Source organism: Bradyrhizobium sp. I1.14.4, from assembly GCF_050435825.1.
Taxonomy (GTDB): Bacteria; Pseudomonadota; Alphaproteobacteria; order Rhizobiales; family Xanthobacteraceae; genus Bradyrhizobium.
Genome location: NZ_JBNDLA010000002.1, coordinates 1 through 14,299 on the forward strand (window position 1 = coordinate 1; position 14,299 = coordinate 14,299).

A 14,299-nucleotide genomic window follows, 5' to 3' on the forward strand; every position below is an offset into this window, starting at 1 on the left:
CCTGTGGTCCTACCCCCGAGCTTTCTACCTTTTGCTCGGGGCCCATGGGTGCGATCGGCACCCGGCTTTCCCTGCGCCCTCTGTTCTAGAGAGGGTGAAACGAACAGCAAAGCTCGGACAATCATGTCGCGAGAATGCGGATGTGTGACTCACCAGCCGTGCCACACCCTCGGTGTCGTCCCGGCCTTGAGCCGGGACCATAGCCACAAGTGCTGATTGGTGTGCTTCGCTGGAATGACGAGTCCCGTTCACGACATCCGCCGCGGAGTATGGGTCACTGCTGTCGCAGGGACGACAGCGAGGATGAGGCGATAGCGGTGCCTCCCTCACTATCCGATCCGCACCACCATCTTGCCGAGCGCGGCGCGGGTCTGCATCGTGGTGAACGCCGCGCGAAAATCCTCGAACGCGAATACCTTGCCGACCACCGGCGTCAGGGCGCCCTCGTTCAGCCATGCCGACAATTGCTTCATCACGCGCGCCTGCGCCTCGGGCTCGCGGCGTGCGATCTGGGCGGCGTCGACGCCGATCAGAAGCCCGCCCTTCAGGAGCGGCAGGTTGAACGGCAAAGCGGGGATCTGGCCGGCGGCAAAGCCGACTACGACATGGCGGCCGTTCCAGGCGATCGAGCGGAATGCCTGCAACGAGACCTCGCCGCCGACCGGATCGAAGATCACGTCGGGACCATGGCCGCCGGTCGCGTCCTTCAGCGCGTCGCGCCAATCGGGCCGGGTGTAGTCCACGACGGCGTCGGCGCCGAAGCTTGCGGCGAAGCTGCGCTTCGCGTCGGTCGAGGCCGCGGCGACGACGCGCGCGCCGAGCAGCTTGCCGACCTGAATCGCGGCGATCCCGGTGCCACCGGCGGCACCGAGCACCAGCAACTGCTCGCCGGCCTTGAGCGAGCCGCGTTCGCCGAGCGCATAGAGCGCGGTCAGGTAGTTGGTGCGAAAGGCCGCCGCCGCCTCCATCGACAACCCGTCCGGCATGATCTCGACCGCGGCAGGCGGCACCACGATATGCTCGGCCAGCGCGCCCGAGCGCGCCGCGCCCATCACCCGCGCGCCCGGCGCGATGCTGGCGACGTCGCCGGCGACCGCATCGACCACGCCGGCGAATTCCGCGCCGGGTGTAAAGGGCAGGGCATCCTTGGTCTGGTAGCGGCCCTCGACCTTCAGCCCATCGACGAAGCCGATGCTCGCGGCGCGGACCCGGATGCGGATCTGTCCGGGGCCAGGTTCGGGCGTGGCGATCTGCTTCAGCTCGATCTGATCGATAGGCGCATATTGCTCGACGACGACCGCCTTCATCCTGTCCTGCTCGTTGGTTGGTTTCCCCTGCACGAACCTATCGCATGTCCGTTGTTCTACGGGGAGGGCTTTTGCGCATGCAGCGACAGCGTCGCATGCGGAAAGCCAGCATCTTCAACAACATCGCGAAAAGACAGGCGTTTACCCGTTGTTATCCCTACCAAATTCGGTAACGCGTCCTTAATGGCATTAACGCTAGGGTTTTTCCACGCGGCCCGCCCTGGGCTGCGCGCCGTCCAGGACAGGCGGGTTGCGTTCGCGTTGGAGTTTTTCATGGATATCATGACAGGCGCCGGGCTATTGGCCGGCATCGTCGTCATCGGGGTGATGATGTTCATGGGCGGCGACCTGCACATGTTCATCTCCGAACACGCGATCATCATCATCTTCGGCGGTTCGATCGCGGCGACGATGATCCGCTTTCCGCTCGGCGTGATGCTGCACGGCCTGCCGCTCGGCGCCAAATATGCTTTCACCATGAGCCGGCTGTCGGCGCGCGACCTCGTTGACGAGCTCGCCCGCATCGCCGAGATCGCCCGCAAGCAGGGCCCGGTCGGCCTGGAGAAGGTCGAGACCGACGAGCCGTTCCTTGCCAAGGGCATCCGCTACGTCGCCGACGGTTACGACCTCGAATTCATCCGCGACAACATGGAGCGCGACCGCGACAATTTCCTGATGCACCTCGACGAGGGCAGCAAGATCTACCGCGCGATCGGCGACTGCGCGCCGGCCTTCGGCATGATCGGTACGCTGATCGGCATGGTGCAGATGTTCGCCAACATGACCGACCCCTCCAAGCTCGGTCCGTTCATGGCGACCGCGCTGCTCGCGACGCTGTACGGCGCGCTGGTCGCCAACCTGTTTTGTCTGCCGATCGCCGACAAGCTGCACGGCAAGCTGCTCGACGAGGAGACCAACCGCACGCTGATCATCGACGGCATCCTGATGATCCGCGACTCCAAGAGCCCCGCGCTGGTGCGCGAGATGCTGCTGGCCTATCTGCCGGAGAAGCATCGCCACGAGGAAGGCGAGCCGGTTCCGGCCTGACCGGTCGGCGCTTTCGGGAAAGGCAGCGATGGCCAAGAAAAAGCGCGGCGACGCCCATACCGGAGGTCACGGCTGGTTCGTGACCTTCGCCGACCTGATGGGCCTGATGATGAGCTTCTTCGTGATGCTCGTCGCGTTCTCCACCATGGACAACAACAAGCTGAAGATCGTCGCGGGCTCGATGCGCGACGCCTTCGGTGTGCAGACCAATGTGCGCTATTCCGGCATCGTCGAGTCCGACGGCCTGCCGACCCGGCCGAAGCTGAAGAATGTCGAGCACATCTCGCCGGAGGATTCCTCGGCCAATCCGACGCCGGACGAGAAGGAGCGCAGCCAGATCAACGGCGCGCGGCTGAAGATCGACCGCGAATTCGCGCTCGCTTCCGCTTCGCTCCGGCAGGCGCTGCAGGACATGCCGGAGCTGACCGAGATCTCAAAGAACATCATGTTCGAGGAGACCAAGGAGGGGCTCAACCTCGAGATCGTCGACCAGGACGGCCGCTCGATGTTCGCCGACGGGTCCAGGGAGCCGTATGAGCGCACCCGCCGGCTGATCCAGAAGCTCGCCGCGCCGCTGAAGGCGACGCCGCTGCGGATCGCGATCGTGGGGCATACAGCCGCAGGCTTCGTGCCGGCGCGCAGCGATTATGACGGCTTCGACCTGTCCGCAGACCGCGCCAACGCGGTGCGGCAGATCCTGGAGCGGGAAGGGCTGCCGCCCTCGCATATTTTCGCGGTTTCCGGCAAGGCGGACGGCCAGCCGCTGTTTCCCGACGATCCGACGCTGCCGGCGAACCGTCGCGTGACCATCACGTTGATGCGGGAAAATCCACCGCTGCCGCCGGACCTGAAGCCGTAGCTCCAGGTTACCATACTACCGTCAACTAACGCTGTTGCGCGGTTGACACGCGGAGCGGAAGCGTCGATAGCCGCGCGGATCAAATCAACCGATCGGGCGTTCCAACCTCGCCATGGCTGTCAGCGTCTCATCCACCGAAGCCCAGGAGGGTCAAGGCTCGGGCCAAGGAACAGGCCAAGGCACCTCCGGCTTCTGGGCCCTGACACTGGGCAGCATCGGGGTGGTGTTCGGCGATATCGGAACCTCGCCGCTCTACGCATTCCGCGAGGCGGTCGGCGGCGCCGCGCACGGCCAGCCGGTCACCCGCATCATGGTGCTCGGTGTGCTTAGCCTGATCCTGTGGGCGCTGTTCACCGTCGTCACCGCCAAATACGTCCTGCTGCTGCTGCGCGCCGACAACAATGGCGAGGGCGGCACACTATCGCTGATGGCGCTCGGCCAGCGCGCGCTCGGACGGCGCAGCTGGCCGCTGATGGCGCTCGGCGTGGTCGGCGCCTCGATGTTCATCGGCGATTCCATGATCACGCCGGCGATCTCGGTGCTGTCGGCGGTCGAAGGCCTCAAGCTCGCCACGCCGCATCTCGAGCATTATGTGGTGCCGCTGACGATCCTGATCCTCGTCTTGCTGTTCTCGGTGCAGAGCTCGGGCACCGCGCGCGTCGCCTCCGCCTTCGGGCCGGTGATGGTGGTGTGGTTCGCCTCGCTCGCGGTGATGGGGGTGGTCCACATCATGGACGATCCGTCGGTGCTGGCGGCGATCAATCCCTATTACGCGCTCCAGTTCATGCTGACCCACGGCACCATCGGCCTGGTGACCTTGGGCGCGGTGTTCCTCGCGGTGACCGGCGGCGAGGCGCTGTATGCCGATCTCGGGCATTTCGGCCGCAAGCCGATCCAGTCCGGCTGGCTGTTCTTCGTGCTGCCGTCGCTGCTGCTGAACTATTTCGGGCAGGGCGCGCTGGTGCTGTCCGATCCCTCGGCGATCGAGAACTCGTTCTATCGCATGGTGCCCGACGTGCTGCTGCTGCCGCTGGTCGGGCTTGCCACCGCTGCAACGGTGATCGCGAGCCAGGCGGTCATCACCGGCGCCTATTCGCTGATCAGCCAGGCGGTGCAGCTCGGGCTGCTGCCGCGCTTCGAGGTCCGCTACACCTCGGAGACCCATGCCGGGCAGATCTATCTGCCGCGGGTCAACCGGCTGCTGCTGATCGGCGTACTGCTGCTGGTGCTGCTGTTCCGCACCTCGAGCGGGCTCGCCTCGGCCTACGGCATCGCCGTCTCCACCACGATGGTCGCCGACGGCATCATGGGCTTCATCGTGATCTGGAAGCTGTGGAACTGGCGTATGGCATCGGCTGCCGCCTTGATCCTGCCGTTCGTGATCGTCGACATGACCTTCTTCAGCGCAAATCTGCTGAAGCTGTTCGAGGGCGCGTGGGTGCCGCTGTTGTTCGGCGCCATCATGGCCACGATGATCTGGACCTGGCGCCGCGGCGCCGCGATCCTGGTCGCCAAGACCCGCCGCATCGAGGTGCCGCTGCGCGACCTGATCCACAGTCTGGAGAAGCGGCCGCCGCACATCGTCAAGGGCACCGCAGTGTTCCTGACCAGCGACCCGAGCTTCGTGCCGACCGCGCTGCTGCACAATCTCAAGCACAACAAGGTGCTGCACGAGCACAACGTGATCCTGACCATCGAGACCGCGCCGACGCCGCGCGTCGACGTGTCCGAGCGCGTCAACATGGAGAAGGTCAGCGAAAAGTTCACCGCGGTGCGGCTGCGCTTCGGCTACATGGAATCGCCGAACGTGCCGAAGGCGCTAGCCGTCGCGCGCAAGCTTGGCTGGCAGTTCGACATCATGGCGACCTCGTTCTTCGTGTCGCGCCGCTCGCTGAAGCCGGCGGCCCAGTCTGGCATGCCGCAGTGGCAGGACCATCTGTTCATCGCGATGAGCCGGTCCGCCAACGATGCCACCGACTATTTCCAGATCCCGACCGGGCGGGTGGTTGAAGTGGGTACCCAGGTAACTATCTGATGCGGCAACGGATTCCACAGTTGAAAAGCCGTGATCCATGCGTGATGTGCATGGCGGAGGCCTGAATCCGGGCTAACCTATGCATTCCTGCCGGGAGTATAGCCCTGCGACCCGGCATTGTGCAGTGCGGCAGAAGACAGAGGCGCAGCTTCCCATGTCATCCGAGAGTGCGATCACCGCGGCGGAAACGCCGGCGGCAAACGGCCATGGCGAGGCGCATTCGACCGCCACCTTCAAGGCGCTGATGCTCGGCAGCATCGGTGTCGTCTATGGCGACATCGGCACCAGCCCGCTCTACGCGCTGCGCGAAGCCGTCGTTGCGGCTGCCGGCGGCGAGGGCGCCGTGACGGCGCATGCGGTGCTCGGCGTGCTCTCGCTGATCCTGTGGGCGCTGGTCGTGGTCGTGACGCTGAAATACGTCGTGATCCTGCTCCGCGCCGACAACAATGGCGAGGGCGGTACGCTGGCGCTGATGGCGCTGGCGCAGCGCGCCGCGACCAAGGGTGCCGGCGCGATCGTGCTGCTCGGCATCATCAGCGGCGCCCTGTTCTACGGCGATGCCGTCATCACGCCGGCGCTCTCGGTGCTGTCGGCGATCGAAGGCATCAAGCTCGTCACCTCGACCTTCGATCCCTATGTCGTCCCGCTCACGGTGATCATCCTCGTCGTGCTGTTCGCGGTGCAGTCGCGCGGTACCGCGCGGGTCGCGGCCTTTTTCGGGCCGGTGATGTGCGTGTGGTTCGCCGTGATCGCGATCGCGGCGCTGCCGCAGATCGTGCGGCACCCCGAGGTGCTGTACGCGCTCAACCCGGTCCTTGCGGTGTCGTTCATGCTGCATCACGGCGTGGTCGGCTTCATCACCCTCGGTGCCGTGTTTCTCGCCGTGACCGGCGCGGAGGCGCTCTATGCCGACCTCGGCCATTTCGGCAAGCGACCGATCCAGACCGCCTGGCTGCTCATCGTGCTGCCGTCGCTGGCGCTGAACTATCTGGGGCAGGGCGCGCTTCTGATCGGCAATCCCAAGGGCATCGAGAACCCGTTCTTCCTGATGTTCCCGGACTGGGCGCTGATCCCGATGGTCGCGCTTGCCACCATGGCGACCGTGATCGCGAGCCAGGCCGTCATTACCGGCGCCTATTCGCTGACCCGGCAGGCGATCCAGCTCGGCCTGCTGCCGCGGTTCGAGATCCGCCACACCTCGGAAGCGCATTCCGGGCAGATCTACATGCCGCGCATCAACCGCTTCCTGTTCATCGCGGTGATCGTGCTGGTACTGATGTTCCGCTCGTCGAGCGCGCTGGCGTCGGCCTATGGCATCTCGGTGACCGGCACCATGGTGGTGACGGCGATGATGGGCTTTGTGGTGATCTGGCGGGTCTGGCGCTGGTCGCCGATCGCAGCCGCCGCGCTGGTGGCGCCGTTCCTGTTTTTGGACATCACATTCCTGGCCGCCAACCTGCTCAAGGTGTTCGAGGGCGGCTGGGTGCCGCTTGCGCTCGGCGGGGTTATGATCTTGGTGATGTACACTTGGCGGCGCGGCAGCCGGCTGTTGTTCGAGAAGTCGCGCAAGCTGGAATTCCCGCTCGCCGATCTCGTGGCGATGCTCGAGAAGCGGCCGCCGCAGCGCGTCTCCGGGACCGCGGTGTTCCTGACCAGCGATCCCGCCAGTGCTCCGACCGCGCTGATGCACAGCCTCAAGCACTACAAGGTGCTGCACGAGAAGAACGTCATCCTGACCATCGAGACCGCGCCGACGCCGCGCATCGATCCGTCCGAGCGGGTGCGGATGGAGCAGCTGAGCGAGACCTTCTCCAAGGTGACGCTGAAGTTCGGCTTCATGGAACAGCCGAACGTGCCGAAGACGCTGGCGATCGCTCGCAAGCTCGGCTGGCAGTTCGACATCATGTCGACCTCGTTCTTCCTGTCCCGCCGCGCGCTAAAGCCGGCGGCGCATTCGGGCATGCCGAGCTGGCAGGACCATCTGTTCATCGCACTGAGCCGCTCCTCGAACGATGCCACCGACTATTTCCAGATCCCGACCGGGCGGGTGGTCGAAGTCGGCACGCAGGTCACGATCTAGGGTCCACGATCCAGCGTTTCTGCGCGGCATCTAACCCGTTTCGGACGCTTGATTTTCTCCGCGCGAGAGGCGACTTTGCGGCTCGGACCTGCGAGCCGCGTGACGCTCGCCAAGCTGATATCGGGAGGATGTTTCCGTGGCGGACCACAAGGTGGAAGATTTGTTTCCGGACGAGGTGTCGAAGGGCATAGCGGAAGGCCGCTATCTCCTCGTCGATGTCCGCGAGCCCAATGAAGTCGCGGTCGAAGCCTATCCCGACGGCGTCGTAGTGCCGCTGTCGACCTTCGATCCGGCCGCGATTCCCGATCCGCAGGGCAAGCAGGTGGTGTTCGCCTGCCGCTCCGGCAAGCGCTCGGTGACGGCCTCGCTGGCCGCCCAGGCCGCGGGCCTGCCCTATGACAAGCATCTGGCGGGCGGCATCATCGGCTGGAAGGCGGCGGGACTGCCCACCAAGACGGGCGGCTGATCCCTGACATGACCTCCATGAACAAGGTCTTCGCAGACCTTCCCGTCACCATTTTCGAGGCGATGTCGCAGGCTGCGCGCGACAACAACGCCATCAATCTCGGACAGGGCTTTCCCGACGATCCCGGACCGGAGGATATCCGCCGCGCCGCCGCGGATGCTTCCGTCAACGGCTACAATCAATATCCGTCGATGATGGGCATTCCGGAGCTCCGTCAGGCAATCGCATCGCATTACGGCCACTGGCACGGGCTCAAGCTCGATCCGATGACCGAGGTGATGGTGACCTCCGGCGGCACCGAAGCGCTGACGTCCTCGATCCTCTCCGTGGTCGAGCCGGGCGACGAGGTGGTGTGCTTCCAGCCGGTCTATGATTCCTATCTGCCGATCATCCGCCAGGCCGGCGGCATTCCACGCCTCTTGCGGCTCGAGCCGCCGGAGTGGCGGCTGAACGAGGAGATGCTGCGCAGCGTCTTCAACCACAGGACCAAGGCGGTTCTGTTCAACAATCCGCTCAACCCGGCGGCAGTGGTCTATCCGCGCGAGGACCTCGAACTGCTGGCGCGGTTCTGCCAGGAATTCGACGTGGTCGCGATCTGCGACGAGGTCTGGGAGCACGTCGTGTTCGACGGTCGCGAGCATATCCCGCTGATCACGATCCCCGGCATGCGCGACCGCACCATCAAGGTCGGCAGCGCCGGCAAGATCTTCTCACTGACCGGATGGAAGATCGGCTTCGTGTGCGCCGCGCCGCCGCTGCTGCGCGTGGCTGCGAAGGTACACCAGTTCCTCACATTCACGACAGCGCCCAATCTGCAAGCCGCGGTGGCCTACGGCCTCAACAAGCCGGACGATTATTTCTTCGATATGCGCAAGGATATGGCGCGCAGCCGCGACCGCCTGACCAAGGGGCTCGAGAGCATCGGCTTTCCGGTGCTGAAGTCGCAGGGGACTTATTTCCTCACCGTTGACCTGTCGCCGCTCGGGCTCAACGAGACCGACGCGGAGTTCTGCTGGCGGATCGTGCAGGATTACAAGGTCGCGGCGATTCCGGTGTCGGCGTTCTACGAGCAGGACGCGGTGACGTCGGTCGTGCGCTTCTGTTTCGCCAAGAAGGACTCGACGCTCGACACCGCGCTGGAGCGGTTGTCGGACGCGGTTCACCGCCGCAAGAGGTAGGCCAGAATGCGAGAGCAGAATCGTCGTCTCGTCAGCTTCGTCGGCGCGGTCGCGACGGTCCTGCTGCTCTTTGCCTCTGCGAGGGCCGAGGAGCGAACGGTCAACTTCTACAACTGGTCGAATTACATGGCGCCGGGAGTCCTCGAGGACTTCACCAGGGAAACCGGCATCAAGGTCGTCTACGATACGTTCGACGCCAATGAGACGCTGGAGACGCGCCTGCTCGCGGGCAAGTCGGGCTATGACGTCGTGGTGCCGACCGGCTATTTCCTGCAGCGCCAGATCACCGCGAAGGTGTTCCTGAAGCTCGACAAGTCGAAGCTGCCGAATCTCGCCAATGCATGGCCCGTGGTGACGCATCAGCTTGCTACCTACGACCCCGGCAACGCCTACGGCGCCAACTACATGTGGGGTACGACAGGCATCGGCTACAACGTCAAGATGGCGGCGAAAATCCTCGGGCCCGACGCCAAGATCGACAGCTGGGACATGGTGTTCAAGCCGGACAATCTCGCCAAGTTCAAGGATTGCGGCATCCACATGCTGGATTCCGCCGATGACATCCTGCCGGCGGCGCTGGGCTATCTTGGCCTTGATCCGAACTCGACCAAGCAGGCCGACCTCGAGAAGGCGGCCGATCTCGTCATTAAGATCCGGCCCTATGTGCGCAAATTCCATTCGTCCGAATATCTCGGCGCGCTGGCTTCGGGCGAAATCTGCTTCGTGGTCGGATGGTCGGGCGACATCATGCAGGCGCGCAGCCGGGCGGCGGAAGCCAAGACCGGCGTCGAGATCGGCTACACGATCCCGAAGGAGGGCGCGCAGATGTTCTTCGACAATCTGGCGATTCCGTCGGATGCGAAGAACGTCACTGAAGCCTATGAGCTCATCAACTATCTCTACCGACCTGAGGTCGCGGCGAAGAATTCGAATTTCCTGTCCTACGCCAACGGCAATCTGGCGAGCCAGAAGCTGATCGATCCGACGATCTTCAACGACAAGAACATCTATCCCGACGAGGCGATGCAGAAGAAGCTGTTCGTCATCACGGCGCGCGAACCTGCGACGCAGCGGATCATCAACCGCCTGTGGACTCGCGTGAAGACCGGGAAGTGACGCGAAGCATCATGGCTTGTATGAGCCGTCGTTGCGAGCCAACGGTTCGCGTCAACGCGCGCCCGAGGCTCCGCGAAGCAATCCATCTCGCCACACATGCTGAACCATGGATTGCTTCGTCGCTTCAGCGCAAAATTGCTTCGCAATTTTGTCGCGAGTTCCTCGCAATGACGGGATCGGGCTGCTGCTAAAGCGCGATGAGATTGGGTTGAATCGCCATCGCGCTTTAGCTCATTTGTTTGAGCATGATCTTTTCGGAAAACCGCTTCACACTTTTCCGGATCATGCTCTAGCCTACCGCCAGCGCCGGTGCAGCCAGAGCCATTGATCCGGATACTCGCGGACCCAGCCCTCGACGATGTCGGTGATCGCCTGCATCGTGCCCTGGATGTCGATCTGGCCGGATGCGTCGAACGCAGGCTTCACTTCCTCGGTGACCTCGCCACGGAAGCGGCCGTCGGGCAGGCGGATGATCCGCGTGCCATGGATCGGGCAATCGATCTGCCGGCGCAGGCGCGCCAGCAGCGGGTTAGCGGTGGTCTTGCGGCCGAAGAAGGTGACGGGAACGCCGTTGGTCAAATACTGGTCGACCAGCATCGCGACGTGCTGGCCGTTCTTCAGCGCCTGCGCCAGCTTGAGCGGCGCGTCGCGGCCGGCCGGCACCAGCGTGCCCAGATTGACCGCGCGAATGCGTTCGATGGCGCGGTCGGCGGCTTCGATGTTCGGCCGCCGAAACATGATGGTGGCGTCGAGCCCATGCGCCGCGGCGGCAATCGGAGAGAGCTCCCAGTTGCCGAGATGTGCGGCGAAGAACAAGGCCGGCTTGCCGTCGTCACGCAACTGGTCGAACAGCTGCTTGCTGCGCGCCGAGAATTCGACGCGACCCGGTTTGTCGGGATTCCGGGGATCGTGATCCCAGATGCGGTCGATGTGAGCGAATTCAGCGCCGATGCGTCCGAGATTGTGCCAGACCCCGGTCAGGATCGTCTCGATCTCCTCCGGTGACTTCTCCGGGAAGGCCGCCGTGAGGTTCTCGCGGCCGATGCGGTCCTCGCGCAGCCGGCGGCCGATGAAATGCGCGGCGCGGCCGAAGAACCGCGCGGTCTTCTCCGGATCGAAATAACGCGTGGTGCGCAGCAGGCCGATCGTCAGCCCGCCGATCGCCGCATCGGTCACGGGCTTTGCGGCGTCACGCAATTGCGCCCTGGTGCGAAGGAACAGGCGTTTCATCTGATGAGGCGCGGGCGCCGGCTCAGGCCGGCTCGCGCGTCAGGATCAGCGAGGCGTTCTGCCCGCCGAACCCGAATGAGTTCGACATCACGGCGGTCACCTTGGCGTCGCGCGCCTTGTTGCCGACCACGTCGAACGGGATCGCGGGATCAGGCACCTCGTAATTGATCGTCGGCGGAATCCGCTGATGTTCGAGCGTGAGCAGCGAGAAGATCGCTTCGACCGCGCCGGCAGCCGAGATGGTGTGGCCAACCATCGACTTGTTCGACGACACCGGAATATTTTTGGTGTGTTCGCCAAACACGGCGGCGGTCGCAAGATATTCCATCTTGTCGTTTTCGGGCGTCGAGGTCCCGTGCGCGTTGATGTGATCGATTTGCTGGGGCTCCATGCCGGCGTCGGCAAGCGTCTTGCGCACGCAGCCGATTGCCGGCTTGCCGTCCGGGCTCGAGCGGGTGCGGTGGAAGGAGTCGGTCAGCTCGCCGCAACCGGCGACGACGCCGAGGATACGCGCGCCACGGGCTATCGCGGCGTCGTAGCTCTCGAGCACCAGCGCACCGGCGCCTTCGGCCATCACGAAACCGTCGCGGTTCTTCGAGAACGGCTTCGAGGCGCCCTGCGGCGGATCGTTCTGGGTGGAGAGCGCCGAGAGCAGCGAGAAGCGCACCAGGGCTTCCGGATTCACCGAGCCGTCGGTCGCGATGCACAGCGTTGCATCGGTTTCGCCGCGGCGGATCGCCTCGACGCCGAGCTGGATCGCGGTCGCGCCGGACGCGCAAGCCGTCGAAAGCGAAATCGGCGACCCCTTGGTGCCGAAGGTCTCGGCGAGGTTGAGCGCGACCGAACCGAAGGTGAAGCGCCGGTGGAAGTGTGCAAACTTCCCGCCGCTGCAGGTCGCCAGATATTCGATGATGCCGAAGTCCTTGGTCGGAACCTCGCGTGCGACCTCGAGCCGCTGCGGCCACTCGGTCTCGATCGGTGCGACCGCCAGAAACAGCGGGCCCGGAAAGTCGCCCTTGCTGCCGATGCCGGATTGCTCCAGTGCCTCTTCTGTCGCGATCTCCGCCAGGCGTTGCGACAGGCTGGTCGAGGAGAACGGGTCGACGGTGACGAAATCGACGGCGCCGGCCATCGTCGTCTTCAAACTGTCCAGCGGGAAGCGTGTCACGGTCTTGATGCCGGACTCGCCCGCGGTGAGGCGCTTCCAATTGTCGGTCTTGCCGCCGCCGAGCGACGTCACGATTCCCATGCCGGTCACGACAACGATCGGTCGGCCGAATTTATCGCGTGGTGCTGTCATGGTGTCCCCGTCGGTGCTTGCCTAACTGACGGCCTCGACCAGTGCCATGCCTTCGCCCTGCCAGTGGCCGACCCCCAGCACAACAATCTGGGTTGGCGCTTCGGTCTTTTCAACCTCCAGCCCGGTCGGGTCGTTAGCCGGATAGAGCGCGCCGCGCGAGATCGACAACGCGGCCAGCGCGAGCCCGAGCGGGAACTGCGCCTCCATGGTATGCCCAAAAGTCGTTCCGGTGGCGCGCACGGCAAGGCCGGGATGCTGACCAAGGAATTCGCGCTCTTCGGCAGTCGCAGGCTCGGCGCCCGTTGCGCCGGTGATCAGCATGGCGTTGTCGTTGCTGACGCCGAGCTGCGGCCACATCGCCTGCAGCGACTTCGTCACTGCGCCGGGCTGCTTGCGCTTGGCCAGATCGGCGACCACCTTGGTCAGCTTGGCGTACGGCTTCGCGCCGCGCGCCTCGGCGTGCTCGCGCGACTCCATCACCAGGAAGGCGCCGGCGGAGCCGATGGCGAAGCCCGGGTTGTTCCGGCGGGCCCAGACCGATTTGTATTGATCCTTGAGGGCGAAATCGCCGAATGAATAGAGCATCAGCAGGTCGCCGCGATCGCCATTGTGGGCCGCACCGACCAGCGCGATGTCGCTCTGTCCGGCGCCGATGCGCGCGACGGCGATCCGCGCAGCGTCGATGCTCGAGGCTTCCTCGCCCATGAAGGTGCGCGACGTCCCGCACACGCCGTGAACGATTGCGATGTTGCCGGCGAGCAAGTTGGAGAGCTGTGCCAGGAACAGCGTCGGGCGCAGTTCGTTCATCAGCTTTTCGTTGAGCAGGCGGGGCGGCAGGTTGCCCTGCGCGTCGGCGTTCATGATCGCCAGGTCGACATTGAGGTCACGCTCGCCGCCACCGGCTGCGATGATCATGTCCATCCGCGACAGGATTTCCTGATTGCCTTTGACGCCGGCGGAATCAAGCGCCAGCCCGGCGGCATAGGTGCCGATCCGCTGCCACGTCTCCATCTGACGCTGATCGCCCTTCTTCGGGATCTGGGCGTCGAAGCTGACGGGGGCGATCGGATGGATCACGTATGGCGCGAGACGCTTCTCGTCGGCATTGACGCGTTTGGCGCCGAGCGCCTCCCAGTGCGCATCCAGCCCTTCGCCGAGCGAGGAGAGCAGGCCTACGCCAGTGATCCAGACTTCCTTCTCAGCCATTACTCATTGCCTGCAGCGGAAACCCGATCTTGTTGGCCATCGCGTCCATGTGCACACGCAAGTCCGGGCTGGGGAAAGGGATATGACGGAAGGTCAGCTCGGCATTGCACTTGAGCTCCTTGCCGACGCGAACCTTCGCCGAGGTCACGGCGAAGCCTGAACCTTCGTGCTCGATCTTGGCCTCGATCGTCAGAAGCGAGCCGGGGCTGACGAAGCCACGCATCTTGGCTTCCCTGACCATGGCGAGGAAGGGCATGCGCTCGAACTTGGTCAGACCGAGGATAAGCCAGCCCGAGCTTTGGGCCATTGCTTCGGTGAGCAGCACGCCGGGCATGATCGGATAGCCCGGGAAGTGCCCCGTGAACACCGAGTGGCTGTCCGGAGGGACATCAGCCTCGACGACAATGGTCCTTGCGTCGAGGTTGAGGTCGACGATCCGATCAATCAGCTGAAAAGTTTCAAGCTGCATGATGGG

Annotated in this window: 12 protein-coding genes; 7 read left to right on the forward strand and 5 right to left on the reverse strand. The window is 64.5% G+C overall.

All coding sequences use genetic code 11. The features are described 5' to 3' along the window. Nucleotides 1-329: 329 nt before the first annotated feature. Nucleotides 330-1,307 (reverse strand): NADPH:quinone oxidoreductase family protein, encoded by a 978-nt coding sequence (locus tag ABIB78_RS03635; RefSeq protein WP_429022977.1) that lies wholly within the window; start codon nt 1,305-1,307, stop codon nt 330-332. 273 nt (nt 1,308-1,580) lie between these two features. Here ABIB78_RS03635 and ABIB78_RS03640 point away from each other — a divergent pair, with 273 nt between their 5' ends. From ABIB78_RS03640 to ABIB78_RS03670, 7 genes are all read left to right on the forward strand, one after another. After that, nucleotides 1,581-2,354, forward strand: a complete 774-nt coding sequence (locus ABIB78_RS03640) for a motility protein A (RefSeq protein WP_429021572.1) — start codon at nt 1,581-1,583, stop codon at nt 2,352-2,354. Nucleotides 2,355-2,382: 28 nt separating this feature from the next. Beyond that, on the forward strand, nt 2,383-3,213 hold the full coding sequence (locus ABIB78_RS03645) for a flagellar motor protein MotB (protein ID WP_429021573.1): 831 nt from the start codon (nt 2,383-2,385) through the stop codon (nt 3,211-3,213). A 112-nt stretch (nt 3,214-3,325) separates the two neighbouring features. Continuing rightward, nucleotides 3,326-5,248 carry a potassium transporter Kup gene (locus ABIB78_RS03650; RefSeq protein ID WP_429021576.1) on the forward strand — a complete coding sequence of 641 codons (1,923 nt, stop codon included), beginning with the start codon at nt 3,326-3,328 and terminating at the stop codon, nt 5,246-5,248. Between the two features lie 154 nt (nt 5,249-5,402). Then, complete coding sequence (locus ABIB78_RS03655) at nt 5,403-7,328, forward strand: potassium transporter Kup (RefSeq protein ID WP_429021578.1); 1,926 nt, start codon at nt 5,403-5,405, stop codon at nt 7,326-7,328. Between the two features lie 136 nt (nt 7,329-7,464). Further along, nucleotides 7,465-7,794 (forward strand): rhodanese-like domain-containing protein, encoded by a 330-nt coding sequence (locus ABIB78_RS03660; RefSeq protein WP_016848419.1) that lies wholly within the window; start codon nt 7,465-7,467, stop codon nt 7,792-7,794. An 8-nt stretch (nt 7,795-7,802) separates the two neighbouring features. Next, nucleotides 7,803-8,972: an aminotransferase gene (locus ABIB78_RS03665; protein WP_429021581.1), complete on the forward strand. Its 1,170-nt coding sequence runs from the start codon at nt 7,803-7,805 to the stop codon at nt 8,970-8,972. Between the two features lie 6 nt (nt 8,973-8,978). Further along, nucleotides 8,979-10,088: a polyamine ABC transporter substrate-binding protein gene (locus ABIB78_RS03670; RefSeq protein ID WP_429021583.1), complete on the forward strand. Its 1,110-nt coding sequence runs from the start codon at nt 8,979-8,981 to the stop codon at nt 10,086-10,088. A gap of 294 nt (nt 10,089-10,382) precedes the next feature. Here the strand turns inward: ABIB78_RS03670 and ABIB78_RS03675 are convergent, their stop codons facing one another. From ABIB78_RS03675 to ABIB78_RS03690, 4 genes are read right to left on the reverse strand one after another with little or no spacing between them, the layout of a single operon-like run. After that, nucleotides 10,383-11,318, reverse strand: a complete 936-nt coding sequence (locus ABIB78_RS03675; protein WP_429021585.1) for a lipid A biosynthesis lauroyl acyltransferase — start codon at nt 11,316-11,318, stop codon at nt 10,383-10,385. A gap of 22 nt (nt 11,319-11,340) precedes the next feature. Continuing rightward, nucleotides 11,341-12,618, reverse strand: a complete 1,278-nt coding sequence (locus ABIB78_RS03680; RefSeq protein WP_429021586.1) for a beta-ketoacyl-ACP synthase — start codon at nt 12,616-12,618, stop codon at nt 11,341-11,343. Between the two features lie 21 nt (nt 12,619-12,639). Beyond that, complete coding sequence (locus ABIB78_RS03685; protein WP_429021588.1) at nt 12,640-13,824, reverse strand: beta-ketoacyl-ACP synthase; 1,185 nt, start codon at nt 13,822-13,824, stop codon at nt 12,640-12,642. Continuing rightward, nucleotides 13,817-14,293 carry a 3-hydroxyacyl-ACP dehydratase FabZ family protein gene (locus ABIB78_RS03690; protein ID WP_429021590.1) on the reverse strand — a complete coding sequence of 159 codons (477 nt, stop codon included), beginning with the start codon at nt 14,291-14,293 and terminating at the stop codon, nt 13,817-13,819. Before ABIB78_RS03690 ends, ABIB78_RS03685 begins: the two co-directional genes overlap by 8 nt. Between the last annotated feature and the right edge of the window lie 6 nt (nt 14,294-14,299).

Excerpts from the sequence above, each read along its gene's own strand:
- ABIB78_RS03680 (WP_429021586.1), bottom strand. The coding sequence starts at position 12,618 with ATGACAGCACCACGCGATAAATTCGGCCGACCGATCGTTGTCGTGACC.
- ABIB78_RS03640 (WP_429021572.1), top strand. The coding sequence starts at position 1,581 with ATGGATATCATGACAGGCGCCGGGCTATTGGCCGGCATCGTCGTCATC.
- ABIB78_RS03690 (WP_429021590.1), bottom strand. The coding sequence starts at position 14,293 with ATGCAGCTTGAAACTTTTCAGCTGATTGATCGGATCGTCGACCTCAAC.
- ABIB78_RS03685 (WP_429021588.1), bottom strand. The coding sequence starts at position 13,824 with ATGGCTGAGAAGGAAGTCTGGATCACTGGCGTAGGCCTGCTCTCCTCG.
- ABIB78_RS03665 (WP_429021581.1), top strand. The coding sequence starts at position 7,803 with ATGACCTCCATGAACAAGGTCTTCGCAGACCTTCCCGTCACCATTTTC.
- ABIB78_RS03655 (WP_429021578.1), top strand. The coding sequence starts at position 5,403 with ATGTCATCCGAGAGTGCGATCACCGCGGCGGAAACGCCGGCGGCAAAC.
- ABIB78_RS03650 (WP_429021576.1), top strand. The coding sequence starts at position 3,326 with ATGGCTGTCAGCGTCTCATCCACCGAAGCCCAGGAGGGTCAAGGCTCG.
- ABIB78_RS03675 (WP_429021585.1), bottom strand. The coding sequence starts at position 11,318 with ATGAAACGCCTGTTCCTTCGCACCAGGGCGCAATTGCGTGACGCCGCA.
- ABIB78_RS03645 (WP_429021573.1), top strand. The coding sequence starts at position 2,383 with ATGGCCAAGAAAAAGCGCGGCGACGCCCATACCGGAGGTCACGGCTGG.
- ABIB78_RS03635 (WP_429022977.1), bottom strand. The coding sequence starts at position 1,307 with ATGAAGGCGGTCGTCGTCGAGCAATATGCGCCTATCGATCAGATCGAG.
- ABIB78_RS03670 (WP_429021583.1), top strand. The coding sequence starts at position 8,979 with ATGCGAGAGCAGAATCGTCGTCTCGTCAGCTTCGTCGGCGCGGTCGCG.